Genomic DNA, 12,813 nt, shown 5'->3' with positions numbered 1-12,813 from the left:
GGCCGTTGGAGCCGAGCGAGGAGGCGAGCGCGACCCAGGAGCACCGAGCGGCGAGCCGACGAGCGAGCGGAGGCGGCGCCGCGCCTCGCGGGGCCGTTGGAGCCGAGCGAGCCGACGAGCGCGACCCAAGGGCACCTTCGTGCGGTCCGGTCCGGGGTGCGGCGGCGGGGGTCAGTTCTGCGGGCCGGCGGGTTCGAAGCTGCGGCGCAGCGCATAGGGCTGGATCTGGCCCAGCCCGTGCGCGTGCCGGGGGCGCACTGCGACGACCTGGAGGGATGCTTCGTCGCGGAGCTGCCCGGCCAGGGCGTCGTCGATGAGGATGGTCCCCGGGCGGGCGAAGGAGGTCAGGCGGCTGGAGCGGTTGACGGTGGTGCCGAAGACGTCGCCCAGGAGCGCGAGGACGGGGCCGTAGGCCAGCCCCACGCGGACGTCGGGGACCTCGATGTGGGTCTTGACGCCATCGGCCAGCTGGAGCGCGATCTCGGCGGCCTGGCGGGCGGTGTTGGCGACGTAGAGGATTTCGTCGCCGAGGGTCTTGACGACCCGGCCGCCGCCGGAGGCGACGATGTCGGTGGCGGTGGACTCGAAGCCCTCGACGACCTCGGCGAGCTCGACCTCGTCGAGTTCGCGGCTGAGCGTCGTGAAGGACACCAGGTCGGCGAAGCCGACGGCCAGCGGGAAGTAGGTGGGGGCGGCGTCCTCGCTGCTCTCCATGAACGCCAGCCGGCGCGCGGCCGAGGCCGCGAGCTGGCGCCGCCAGATGTGCACCAGCAGGCGCTCGACGTCGGGCAGCAGGTCCTGGGCCAGACCGACGAGGGGGCCCACGCCGGTCTCCTCGGGCCCCTGGTCGGGGGGGTAGGACAGGGTCGACAGGATGCTGGTCTGCCATTCGGCCAGCCGGGCCATGGTCTGGCCCATGGCGCGGGCCAGCCGGATCGCCGCCTCTTCGTCGACGACGCCGTTCTTCAGCAGCTCCGTTGCGATGCGCAGCGCTTCGACGTCGCTGTCGGTGAAGGCGGGGCCGTCCTCGCGGGTGGCGAAGCCGAGGGCGCGCCAGACACGGTCGGAGAACTCGGGAGACGCCCCCGCCAGCCGCACCGCCTCGTCGCGGGAATAGCGCGCTTCGCCTCCGAGCAGGACGGCTTCGATCTCCTTGGGGTCGGGACGCGACGACATACGTTCTCTCGTGTTCGAGGCCGGTGCGGCGGCGGGGAGGCGCGGCACCGTCCAGGTGTGGGTGGCACGGTCACCTGCGTGTCACTGTCGGTTTAATACGTGGAGGGCGGGCGCGTCAAGAAAAGCCCGATCCCGCGGCCCCGGCCTGCGGCGACACCGCACACCCCGGTAACCGCCCGTGGCGGCGCGGCCGGCCACGGGGGCGACCCCGGCCGATCGAGCGCACACGGCGCGCAGCGGGTACGGCGGTCCGCAGAGGGCCATGGTGCGATCCTCGCACAGGAGACCCCGGTCACACCCGGCGGTGAACGAACGGATACCGGTCCAGTCCAAGGCTCGCCCCGGAATGCCCGGAAACGCACCGGTACGAACGCGGCGGGTGTCGCCACCGCTGCGGTGGCCTCCGCCCGGGCGCCGTGATCCGGCGCGGCAGGACCGGTCACCACGTTCCGGGGCCGGTGCCGGCGCGGGCGTCCGGTCGCAGGGCGGCACGACGGCGCATCCCGGCCGCGCCCCTGCGGTCGCAGCAGCCCGGCTCCGCCGGGCCCGGGGAGCACGCCGGTCGCATGGGGCCCTTCCCGCCCGATCCGCGGCCCATGGGGGCCTGCTGATCGGCGGCCGGCGGTTCCCTCCGCGCATGAGGGCGGCGGCCCGCCCTTGGGCGGACCGCCGGTGCCTCCCCTGCTCCGCAGGGGTCCGTTCTCCCCGGGCGTGCCGCCCGGGCATCCCCGGAAGGGAAAGACGACGCGGTCCGGCCGTCTGCGGCCGGAGCGTCACCCGCCCGTCAGCCGACGGGCAGGGCGGTGATCGGCGCCTCTTCCTCCCCGGCGGGGTCGGCCTGCTCGGCGTCCTCCGGGGCGGCGGCCCCGTCCTCGGACCCGTCCCCGGCCGCGGGAGCGCCGGAGTCCTCCGTGCCGGTGCCCGCGCCGCCCTCTTGGGGCTTGTCCTCGGCCGGGGCCTCGGTGCCCTCGGGCTCCTCGTCCGCCGGGGGCGGCTCCGCGCCCTGCTTGGGACGGCAGATCAGCCCGGGGCGGTCGACCTCGCCGGACAGCTCCTCTGAGGTGAACTCGTCGTCGGACTCCAGCATCGGCTCCAGCCCCGACAGCCCGGACTCCCGCATCTTGCACTCCAGGTCGGGGCGGCCGGGGATCCAGACGTCGAAGTCGTGCTCCTTCGGGCCGGCCGCCTCTTCGGCGTCCCCGTTGCCCGCCTCACCACCGGCCGGCTCCTCACCGGCGGCCTCCCCGCCGGATTCGGGGCTCTCCCCGGTGCCGTCCTCTGCCGGGGGCTCCTCGGTGCCACCCGCCGGCGCTTCCTCAGTGCCGTCCTCTGCGGGGGGCTCGCCGGAACCGGTCGCATCACCGGCCGGGTCCTCCTGCCCGGTCCCTTCGCCCTGGCCGGCTTCTCCGTCCTGCGCGGTCTCGTCGCCAGGGCCGGTACCGCCCTGGTCTCCGGTGCCCTCCGGCTGCCCGTTACCGGCAGGGTCCTCCTGTTCGTGCTGCTCCTGCTGCTCCTGCTGCGCCGGGCCGAAAGGCCAGGGCTCCGGCGGAGGCGGCGCGTCGGCGGCGGCAGCGGGGAAGGCGGTGCACACGGCCGCGGCGGCACAGGCTCCGGCGGCCGCCGCTGTCGTGAAGATCGTGCGGATCATTCCATGCTCCTTGGCTGGGAACCCCCTGGCCGTGGCCTCGGGGGGAATGCTTCAACGAATGTGGTGCGGCCGCCACCGGAGTCGCCGCGCCGGAGCGGCGGCGGCCGCCTCAGCCTCACCGTGCGCTGCTGTGCGTGTCGGTGATCGCGGCGCCCTTCGGGCCGACGGTGTAGGTGATGTGCTTGAACGAGACCTTGCCGTCCTCGTCGGCGACGCTGCGGACGACGGTCAGCGATGCCCCGTGCTTTCCTGCGGCGGTCTGCTGGTCGACGAACTTCGCGTCGGCCATGGCGGCGATCGGCGCCCCCAGCGCCAGAGCGGGAACCGTCGCGGCGATGAAGGCCAGACGGCGAACCGTGGTGGTCATGGCGTCCTGCACTCTCTGCCGGCGGACCGGCGGATCGGTGGTCGTCGGTGGCCGGGCGCTCCCATGAGCGGCCGGCGCTTTCCGCCCGGTCCCGGAGCTCCGGGCCGGGCGCGTGCGGACCGGGAAAAGGGCGGCCGTCCCGATGGACGGCCGCCCTCGCCTTCACGGGTGCGGGACGTGTGGGCCACCCGTTGGCACCCGTGATGGCGCACGTTCGGTCAGTTCGCCTTGCTGATCGTGCTCGTGGAGACGGCGCCGTGCTTGCCGGCGGCCTCGGCGCTCTCCTTGAAGATCACGCCTTCCTTCTCCTTCTCGCCGTGCTCCTCGCCCTTGCCCTCGCGGTGGCCCTCGTCCTTGCCCTTCTCCTCGCCGTGCTCCTTTTCGAACGCCGCGGCGAAGATCTCGTGCGAGGCCGCGCCGTGCGGGCCGGCCGCTTCGGTCTCGCTGGAGAACACGGTGTCGGCCATGGCGAGCGCGGGTCCCCCCACGACCAGCGCCGGAGCGGCGACCGAGACGAAAGCAATGCGGCGAATTGAGGTGCGCTTCATCAGTGAAATCCCCTTCCAGGTGGCCCGGCTCCCTGCCCGGCCGCGGCTCCCCCGGCCCGCGTCCCGACCCTCCAGGCCCAGAACTCCGTGGGTGCCATCGCCTCATCTGACCTGGAAAGATGGCGAATAACGCTGTGAATTCAGTTGGATACTCAAAGTAATATTTGTCCGATTCGGCGTTTCCATTGGCCGATCGGCGGACGCGGCGGAAGGCGCGGATCGACCCCGCGGGGGTCCGCTGTGCCGGGCCCGGCGGGCGCACCGGCCGGTCAGTAGCCGCCGTCGGCGCGGCGCAGGTGCACGACGTCCCCGGCGCTCAGCGGCTCCTCGCCGCCCGGGCCGCGGACGATGAGGCGGCCGTCGGCGTCCACCCCGGTCGCCTCGCCCTCCAGCACGCGGTCGCCGGGCAGGTGTGCGCGCACCGGGCGGCCGATCGTGGTGCACCGGCCGCGGTACTCGGCGGCCAGCCCGCTGGCCTCGGCGTCGCCGCCGTGCGCCTGCCAGGCCTCGAACCGATCGGCCAGCCCGCGCAGGACGGCGCGCAGCAGGGGGTCGCGGTCGGTGCAGGCCGCCTCCTCCACCGCCAGGGAGGTGGCGGTGTCCACGGGCAGCTCGGCGCGGGTCTGCGCGACGTTGAGGCCCATGCCGATCACGACGCCCGGGTCGCCGTCGGTGAAGGCCGCCTCCGAGAGGATCCCGGCGAGCTTGCGGTCGGGGCGTCCGTCATCGGCGCGGGTGAGCACGTCGTTGGGCCACTTCAGGCCGGCGGGGATCTCGGCGATCCGCTCGATCGCGGACACCGCGGCGACCCCCATGAGCAGTGGCAGCCAGCCCAGGCGGCGGGCGGGGACCTCGGGGCGCAGCAGCACGGAGAAGGTCAGCGCGGCGCGCGGCGGGGTGTGGAATGCGCGGTCCAGCCTTCCCCGGCCGGCGGTCTGGTGGTCGGTGACCAGGACCGTGCCGCCGGGGGCGCCCTCGCGGGCGCGCCGGATGAGTTCGGTGTTGGTCGACGGGAGCTCGGCCGCGACCTCGATCGCGCGCCAGAGCCCCCCGGGGCGCACGAGCGCCCGCTCCAGCGCGCCCGCGCGCAGCGGGGGCCGGTCCAGATCGGTGTAGGGGGACGCTGCGGAGCGGGACGGGTCGGCTGCCATCCCCCCATTCAACCGTGCCCGCACCGGAGCGGCGGCCCCGCCCGCGGCCGCCGGCGCCGGCCCCGGAGCACCGGGGCCGGCGCGGACGTCAGCCCGTGTTCTGCAACCCGGCGGCCACGCCGTTGACCGACAGCAGCAGCAGCCGCTCCAAGTGGCGGGCGTCGTCCTCTGAGAGCGCGTCGGATTCGGGGCCGCGCAGCGCCTCGAGGGCGCGCAGCTGAAGGTGCGACAGCGCGTCGACGTAGGGGTTGCGCAGGTCGACCGCCCGGGAGAGCACCCGCCGGTTCTCCAGCAGCCGCCGGTGCCCGGTGACCTTGAGGACGAGGTCGCGGGTCAGGTCGTACTCGGCGAGCACCAGCTCCGTCAGCTCGGGGCGCCCGCCCAGGGCCAGGTAGCGCTCGGCGATCGACCGGTCGGTCTTGGCCAGGCTCATCTCGGCGTTGTCCAGGAGCGAGGAGAACAGCGGCCACTCCTCATAGGCGGCCTGGAGCGCGCCGATGTCGTCGACCGCGGCCAGGCCGGTGCCCAGGCCGAACCAGCCCGGCAGGTTGACGCGGGTCTGGGTCCAGGCGAACACCCACGGGATGGCCCGCAGGTCGGACAGGCCCTTGGCCGCGCCGCGCCGGGAGGGGCGCGAGCCCAGGCGCAGGTCGCCCAGCTCCTCCAAGGGGCTGACCCGGGAGAACCACTCGGCGAAGCCCTCGGTGTCGATGAGCGCGCGATAGGCGGTGTGGGCGGCCTCGGCGACACCGTCGGCCAGGGAGCGGTAGGCCGACGACGCCGCGCGGGCGCGGTCCTGCACATCCTGGGTGGAGGCCATGAGCACCGCGTGGCCGACCTGCTCGATGTGGCGGTGGGCGATGGCGCGCTGGCCGTAGCGGGCGAAGATGACCTCGCCCTGCTCGGTGACCTTGAACCGGCCCGCCACCGACCCGGGTGCCTGGGCGAGCAGCGCGCGGCTGGCGGGGCCGCCGCCGCGGCCCAGGGAGCCGCCGCGGCCGTGGAACAGGGTGAGCGTGACGCCGTTGCGCTCCGCCCACTCGGCGAGCTGCGCCTGGGCGTCGTAGAGCCGCAGGGTGGCGCTCACGGGCCCGACGTCCTTGGCGGAGTCGCTGTAGCCGAGCATGACCTCCAGGCGCCCTCCGGTCTGCTCCAGGCGCGTGCGGACCTGCGGCAGCTCCAGCATGCCGTCAAGGACGGTGGGCGAGGCTTCGAGGTCGGCGCCGGTCTCGAACAGCGGGATGACGTCGAGCGCGGGCTCCTTGCCCGCGGGCAGCGCGTATCCGGCCAGCTCGTGGACCGCGGCGATGTCCTCGGCGGAACGGGTGAAGCTGACGATGTAGCGGTGGCAGGCCTCGACCCCGAACCGCTCCTGGATCCAGGCGACCACGCGCAACGTGGCCAGCACCTCCCGGGTCCGCTCGGAGGGCTCGGCACCGGCGCGCAGCTCGCGCAGGGCTTCGGCGTGCACCTCGCTGTGCTGGCGGATCTCCAGTTCGGCCAGGTGGAAGCCGAACGTCTCGGCCTGCCAGATCAGGTGCTGGAGCTCCCCGTTGGCCTGGCGGGCCGCTCCCGCGTCGGCCAGCGAGCGCTGCACCGTGCGCAGGTCGGCGAGGAAGGCGTCGGGGCCGGGGTAGGCGAGGTCGGCGTCGCGCTCGCGGGTGGCGCGCAGGCGTTCGGCGGCGAACAGCACGAGCTGGCGGTGCGGCTCGTTCGGCGAGCGCTTGGCGATCCGGGCCATCACCTGCGGGTAGCCGGCCTCGTTCGCGGCGAGGGTGGCCGCGAGGTCGCTGCTGGCGGGCGTCAGGTTGGCGTAGGCGGTCAGCGTGCGCCCGATCCGGCCGCAGGCGTTCTCCAGGGCGCGCAGCACGTGCTCGGACTGGATCGAGATCGCCTCGCGGGTGACCTCGTGGGTGACGAACGGGTTGCCGTCGCGGTCGCCGCCGATCCAGCTGCCGTAGCGGACGAACGCCGGGGCGCGGGCCGGCTCGCGGCCGCTGCCCTCGGGGTCGATGGCGGCGTCCAGCGACCGGTAGATCTCGGGGACCACCCGGAAGATGGTCTCGTCGAAGGCCGCCAGAGCCGTGCGGACCTCGTCGAGCGGGTCGAGCCGGGTATAGCGCAGCTGAGAGGTGCGCCACAGGAGGTCGATCTCCTCCAGGAGGCGGCGCCGCGCCTCGGCCTCGACGGAGCTGCCGGGGTGGGAGTCGCGGTAGCGCTCCAGCTGCTCGCTGATGCGCAGGATGGAGGTCGACACCGCGCGGCGGCGCGCCTCGGTGGGGTGCGCGGTCAGGACGGGGTGGAACTCCATGTTGCCGACGAACGCGCGCAGCCGGTCCTCGCCGCCGGTCTCGCGGATGTGGCGCACGGCCGCGGCCAGCGACTCGCGCGGCGGGTGCGCGGCGTCGTCGCGCTCGCGCAGGGCCCGCATCCGCTGGTGCTCCTCGGCCAGGTTGGCCAGGTGGAAGTACACGGTGAACGCGCGCGCCACCTGCTTGGCCCGTTCCAGGGGCCACGAGGCGACGAGACGGGTGATCTCATCGCCGGAGACCGAACCGTCCCGCGCGCCGATGACGGCCCGCCGCAGCCGCTCGACGTCGGCGAGCAGGTCCTGCCCGCCGCTCTCGGCCAGGACGGTGCCGAGCATCTCCCCGAGCAGCCGGACGTCGCCGCGCAACCGGTCGGGGATCTCCTGGCGGGCACTGTCGCGTTCCGCGCTAACCGCTGTCATGGGACCGAGCCTACCGAGATTGGTCTGTACCTCTAGGAAACGGGGGCGGCGAAACGGGTGTCGAATGGTGGCACGGAGATGGCACAGAGACCTGTCCACTGTTCCGGAGACCACCCCGATGTCCCCCCTGCCGCCGGCCGGAAAGCCGGTCCGCGCAGCGGGTGCGCCCCCTGAATCCGGAGTATCGGGGGTCACCGACCGTGGCCGCCGCCCGGCGCGACTATCGTGAAGCGTTATGGCGACACAAGCCCCTGAACCGCTTCCCTCGGCGGAGATCGACATCCACACGACCGCGGGCAAGCTCGCCGACCTCCAGCGACGCCGCTACGAGGCCGTCCACGCGGGGTCCGAGCGGGCGATCGAGAAGCAGCACGCCAAGGGCAAGATGACCGCCCGCGAGCGCATCGACGCCCTCCTCGACCCCGGGTCGTTCGTCGAGTTCGAGGCCCTGGCGCGGCACCGCTCCACGAGCTTCGGCCTGGAGGCCAACCGGCCCTACGGCGACGGCGTCGTCACCGGCCACGGCACCGTCGACGGCCGGCCGGTCGCGGTCTTCAGCCAGGACGTCACGGTGTTCGGCGGCTCCCTCGGCGAGGTCTACGGCGAGAAGATCGTCAAGGTCCTCGACCACGCGCTGGCCACCGGCTGCCCGGTCGTGGGGATCAACGAGGGCGGCGGCGCACGGATCCAGGAGGGCGTGGTCGCCCTGGGGCTCTACGGCGAGATCTTCCGGCGCAACGTGCACGCCTCCGGGGTCGTCCCGCAGATCTCGCTGATCATGGGGGCCGCAGCGGGCGGGCACGTCTACTCGCCCGCGCTCACCGACTTCATCGTCATGGTCGACCAGACCTCGCAGATGTTCATCACCGGGCCCGACGTCATCAAGACCGTCACCGGCGAGGACGTCTCCATGGAGGACCTGGGCGGGGCGCGCACCCACAACGCCACCTCGGGCGTGGCCCACTACATGGGAGCCGACGAGCAGGACGCGCTCGACTACGTGCGCGACCTGCTGTCCTACCTCCCGGCCAACAACATGGAGGATCCGCCGGCCGAGGCCGTCGAGCCCGACCGCGAGATCAGCGACACCGACCTCGAACTCGACGCCTTCATCCCCGACTCCGCCAACCAGCCCTATGACATGCACGACATCATCGGGCACGTGCTGGACGACGGCGAGTTCCTGGAGGTCCAGGCGCAGTTCGCGACCAACATCATCGTCGGCTACGGGCGCGTCGAGGGCCGCCCCGTGGGCGTGGTCGCCAACCAGCCGATGAGCTTCGCCGGGTGCCTGGACATCGACGCCTCCGAGAAGGCCGCCCGGTTCGTGCGCACCTGCGACGCCTTCAACGTCCCCGTTCTCACCTTCGTGGACGTCCCCGGGTTCCTCCCCGGCACCGACCAGGAGTGGAACGGCATCATCCGCCGCGGCGCCAAGCTGATCTACGCCTACTCCGAGGCCACGGTCCCGCTGATCACCGTCATCACCCGCAAGGCGTTCGGCGGCGCCTACGACGTCATGGGGTCCAAGCACCTGGGCGCCGACATCAACCTCGCCTGGCCGACCGCGCAGATCGCGGTCATGGGCGCCCAGGGCGCGGTCAACATCCTGCACCGGCGCACGCTGGCCGCCGCCGACGACGTCGAGGCCGAGCGCGCCCGGCTGGTCCAGGAGTACGAGGACACGCTCCTCAACCCCTACCTCGCGGCCGAACGGGGCTACGTCGACGGCGTGATCCTGCCGTCGGAGACCCGGGTCGCGGTCGCCAAGGCGCTGCGGTCGCTGCGCGACAAGCGGCGGCGGCTGCCTCCCAAGAAGCACGGGAACATTCCGCTGTGACCGCGACTCCCCTTCGCCCCGGGGGGAAGCGGGTCTACGGCGGTGAGCGAAGGAGGACCACCGATGTCCGACGCATCCGGTGAGCGGCAGAGCCCCGCCCCCTTCCTGCGCCTGGTGCGCGGGAACCCCACACCCGAGGAGGCCGCCGCGCTGGTCGCCGTGCTGACCGCCCGCGCCCGGGCCGTCCAGGCGGCGCGCGACGCCGAGGCCGCCGCGCCCGCCCCGCGCTCCGCCTGGCGCGCCCCGTCGCACCCGGCGGGCGGGCACCCGCCCCGCGGCGCCGGCGCGTGGCGCCGCAGCTTCCACCCGGGGTGACCCGCGCCGGGCCGCGTGTGATCACCCCTCTTCACGACCCTTCACGACCAGGCGCGGGACCAGCCACCGCCGTACCAGGAGGAATTTCGACCGTGCGCAAAGTTCTCATCGCCAACCGGGGCGAGATCGCGGTCCGGCTCGCGCGCGCCTGCCGCGACGCCGGCCTGGGCAGCGTGGCGATCTACGCCGAACCCGACCTGGACGCCCTCCACGCCAAGGTCACCGACGAGGCCTACGCCCTCGGCGGTGCGACCCCCGCCGACAGCTACCTGGACGCCGGCAAGATCCTGGCCGTCGCCGCTCAGTCCGGCGCCGATGCCGTGCATCCGGGGTACGGGTTCCTCGCCGAGAACGCCGATTTCGCCCAGGCGGTGATCGACGCCGGGCTGACCTGGATCGGCCCGCCGCCCGACGCCATCCGCGCCCTCGGCGACAAGGTGCAGGCCCGCCACATCGCGCAGAAGGTCGGCGCCCCGCTGGTGGCCGGCACCGCCGACCCGGTCTCCGGCGCCGCCGAGGTCGTGGCCTTCGCCGAGGAGCACGGGCTGCCGATCGCGATCAAGGCCGCCTTCGGCGGCGGCGGCCGCGGGCTCAAGGTCGCCCGCACCCTGGCCGAGGTCGCCGACGCCTACGAGTCCGCGGTCCGCGAGGCCGTCTCGGCGTTCGGGCGGGGCGAGTGCTTCGTCGAGCGCTACCTCGACCGCCCGCGCCACGTCGAGACCCAGTGCCTGGCCGACGCCCACGGCAACGTCGTCGTGGTCTCCACCCGCGACTGCTCCCTCCAGCGCCGCCACCAGAAGCTGGTGGAGGAGGCGCCCGCGCCGTTCCTGTCGGCGGACCAGCAGGAACTGCTGTACGCCTCCTCCAAGGCGATCCTGCGCGAGGCCGGCTACGTGGGGGCGGGCACCTGCGAGTTCCTGGTGGGGCAGGACGGCACGGTCTCCTTCCTGGAGGTCAACACCCGGCTCCAGGTGGAGCACCCGGTCAGCGAGGAGGTGACCGGCATCGACCTGGTGCGCGAGATGTTCCGCATCGCCGACGGCGAGGATCTCGGCTACACCGACCCTGTGCTGCGCGGGCACTCCATCGAGTTCCGCATCAACGCCGAGGACGCCGGCCGCGGCTTCCTGCCCGCTCCCGGCACCATCACCTCCTTCACCCTGCCCGGCGGGCCGGGGGTGCGGGTCGACACCGGCTGCGAGGCCGGGTTCACCGTCCCGCAGGCGTTCGACTCGATGGTGGCCAAGCTCATCGTCACCGGGCGCGACCGGGTCGAGGCCCTTCAGCGGGCGCGGCGGGCGCTGGGCGAGTTCGAGGTCGGCGGGATGCCCACCGTCATCCCGTTCCACCAGGCGGTGGTCGACGACCCGGCGTTCGCGCCGGCCGACCCCGCGCAGCCGTTCGGCGTGTACACGCGGTGGATCGAGACCGAGTTCCACAACACCGTGGCCCCCTACGCCGGCCCGGTCACCCAGGTCGAGCCGGGCGGGCGCGACTCCGTGACCGTGGAGATCGGGGGCAAGCGCGTGGAGGTCGTGCTGCCCGCCGGCCTGGGTGCCGACCCGGGCGCGGGCGCGCGCAAGGCCGCCAAGAAGCCCTCGCGGCGGGGCGCCGGTGCGGCGGCCGCGGCGGCGGGCGGAGACGCGCTGGTGTCGCCCATGCAGGGCACGGTCGTCAAGGTCGTGGCCGAGGACGGCGGCCTGGTCGCCGCGGGCGACACGGTGGTCGTCATCGAGGCGATGAAGATGGAGCAGCCCCTAACCGCCCACAAGGCCGGAACGGTGACCGGCCTGGTCATCGCGGCGGGCGCGACCATCGCCAATGGCGGCGTCGTCTGCGAGATCAAGGACGCCTGACGGCGTTCACGGGCGCCTCCCGGCGGGTCCGGCCGGGGGGCGTCTGCATGTGCCCACCCGGCCGAATGGCGCGAGGTCCCTCTCACTCGTCGTCGTCGAGCCCGAGCGCGGCGTACCCGGGGTGCGCCGCGAAGCGGCCTGCCACGTGCCGGACGTCCTCCTCGGCCTGCCCCCACGTCTCGGGGTCCAGTGCGCGAAGGGCGTGCACGGCGGTCTCCAGCCGCGCCCGCAGCTCAGGCGCCTCGTCGCCGCCTTCCCGGTGAAGCTCGTCCAGCTGCTCATGGCAGAACCGATGGATGTCCGGAAGATTCTCGTACGGGAACATCCCTGATTCCTACACTGCCGCCGAGCGCCGTTGGGGTCTCGAACACGGCCCGATGGGGGTTCAGTACGCTTTTGCGGTGGTCCGTATCCGCTTGAGTCCGCACGCCGCCCGGGTGACCGTTGTGGCGGCCGTGGCCGCGGCCGTCGCCTGCGCTCCCGGACCGGCCGCCGCCGCGTCCGGGGACGCCGCCGCATTGGGGCAGGCCGAGCTCTTCGCCGGCCGGCTCGCCGAGGACCCCGTCTACGTCAGTGACCACATGGCCGGCGGCGACCTCCCCGCCACCCGTGAGGCGATGGCCGCGGCAGTGGCGCCGCTCGACGTCCCCGTGTTCGTCATCGCCGCGCCCGCGCCCGGCGGCGACTACAGCAAGGAACCGCTGCTCGCCGCCGTCCACGACCGGCTGGGCGAGGACGGCCTGTACCTGTCCGTCACGGGCGGCGGGTCCGCGCTGAACGTGACCGGGGTCGCCTACGGGGTGCACGTCCCCGGCCTCGCCGACTCCGTCGCCGAGGCCGACCTCCACCAGAGCTGCACCGCCCCGGTCACCTGCATCGAGCGCGCGGTGGGCAACATCTCCTCCGGCGAGGCCGCCGGACGGCTGGACGCCACCCGTGAACGCATCGAACGCGACGCCGCCCTCTACGAGGCCACGGCCTCTCCCGACCCCGCCGGGAGCGCGTGGTCGGACCTGGCGGACGACCTCGACCCCGACAGTGTCGTCGGCCGGAACAACATCGGCTTCTCGGCCGGCATTCTGATCGGGGCGACCCTCGCGATCGCCGCCTACTGCGCCCGCCGCGCGCTGCGGCGCGCCGCCGGGCGCCTGCTCCCCGGGGGGCCGCGGTGAACCGTTCCG

At 73.8% G+C, this 12,813-nt stretch carries 11 protein-coding genes; 4 read left to right on the top strand and 7 right to left on the bottom strand.

Annotation, left to right across the window (positions count from 1 at the left end; genetic code table 11):
* Window positions 1-171 precede the first annotated feature (171 nt).
* From ACFOVU_RS14000 to ACFOVU_RS13975, 6 genes are all read right to left on the bottom strand, one after another.
* Window positions 172-1,176, bottom strand: coding sequence for an adenylate/guanylate cyclase domain-containing protein (locus tag ACFOVU_RS14000; RefSeq protein ID WP_378533655.1), 1,005 nt, complete (start codon window positions 1,174-1,176; stop codon window positions 172-174).
* A gap of 784 nt (window positions 1,177-1,960) precedes the next feature.
* A complete protein-coding gene (locus ACFOVU_RS13995) occupies window positions 1,961-2,824 on the bottom strand; it encodes a hypothetical protein (protein WP_378533653.1) in 864 nt (287 codons plus the stop codon).
* A 115-nt stretch (window positions 2,825-2,939) separates the two neighbouring features.
* On the bottom strand, window positions 2,940-3,191 hold the full coding sequence (locus ACFOVU_RS13990; RefSeq protein WP_378533651.1) for a hypothetical protein: 252 nt from the start codon (window positions 3,189-3,191) through the stop codon (window positions 2,940-2,942).
* 218 nt (window positions 3,192-3,409) lie between these two features.
* A complete protein-coding gene (locus tag ACFOVU_RS13985; protein ID WP_378533649.1) occupies window positions 3,410-3,739 on the bottom strand; it encodes a hypothetical protein in 330 nt (109 codons plus the stop codon).
* Window positions 3,740-4,008: 269 nt separating this feature from the next.
* Window positions 4,009-4,890, bottom strand: a complete 882-nt coding sequence (locus tag ACFOVU_RS13980; RefSeq protein WP_378533647.1) for a biotin--[acetyl-CoA-carboxylase] ligase — start codon at window positions 4,888-4,890, stop codon at window positions 4,009-4,011.
* Window positions 4,891-4,978: 88 nt separating this feature from the next.
* The gene (locus tag ACFOVU_RS13975; RefSeq protein ID WP_378534045.1) at window positions 4,979-7,537 is read right to left on the bottom strand and encodes a phosphoenolpyruvate carboxylase; all 2,559 of its coding nucleotides are present in this window, start codon (window positions 7,535-7,537) and stop codon (window positions 4,979-4,981) included.
* 319 nt (window positions 7,538-7,856) lie between these two features.
* Between ACFOVU_RS13975 and ACFOVU_RS13970 the strand changes: the two genes are divergently transcribed.
* The 3 genes from ACFOVU_RS13970 to ACFOVU_RS13960 all read left to right on the top strand — a co-directional run bounded on the left by ACFOVU_RS13970 (window position 7,857) and on the right by ACFOVU_RS13960 (window position 11,632).
* Complete coding sequence (locus ACFOVU_RS13970; RefSeq protein WP_378533645.1) at window positions 7,857-9,461, top strand: acyl-CoA carboxylase subunit beta; 1,605 nt, start codon at window positions 7,857-7,859, stop codon at window positions 9,459-9,461.
* A 63-nt stretch (window positions 9,462-9,524) separates the two neighbouring features.
* Window positions 9,525-9,776 carry an acyl-CoA carboxylase epsilon subunit gene (locus tag ACFOVU_RS13965; RefSeq protein ID WP_378533643.1) on the top strand — a complete coding sequence of 84 codons (252 nt, stop codon included), beginning with the start codon at window positions 9,525-9,527 and terminating at the stop codon, window positions 9,774-9,776.
* A 92-nt stretch (window positions 9,777-9,868) separates the two neighbouring features.
* Window positions 9,869-11,632, top strand: a complete 1,764-nt coding sequence (locus ACFOVU_RS13960) for an acetyl/propionyl/methylcrotonyl-CoA carboxylase subunit alpha (RefSeq protein WP_378533641.1) — start codon at window positions 9,869-9,871, stop codon at window positions 11,630-11,632.
* An 82-nt stretch (window positions 11,633-11,714) separates the two neighbouring features.
* On the opposite strand, the gene ACFOVU_RS13955 is transcribed toward ACFOVU_RS13960, so the two are convergent.
* Window positions 11,715-11,957, bottom strand: a complete 243-nt coding sequence (locus ACFOVU_RS13955) for a hypothetical protein (RefSeq protein WP_378533639.1) — start codon at window positions 11,955-11,957, stop codon at window positions 11,715-11,717.
* 76 nt (window positions 11,958-12,033) lie between these two features.
* On the opposite strand from ACFOVU_RS13955, the gene ACFOVU_RS13950 reads away from it, so the two are divergent.
* A complete protein-coding gene (locus ACFOVU_RS13950) occupies window positions 12,034-12,804 on the top strand; it encodes a hypothetical protein (protein ID WP_378533637.1) in 771 nt (256 codons plus the stop codon).
* Window positions 12,805-12,813 lie beyond the last annotated feature (9 nt).

Origin of the sequence: Nocardiopsis sediminis (genome assembly GCF_042650565.1) — a bacterium.
Taxonomy (GTDB): Bacteria; Actinomycetota; Actinomycetes; order Streptosporangiales; family Streptosporangiaceae; genus Nocardiopsis_B; species Nocardiopsis_B sediminis.
Note: the sequence above shows the minus strand (reverse complement) of the source record. Positions and strands in the feature narration are given on the sequence as shown.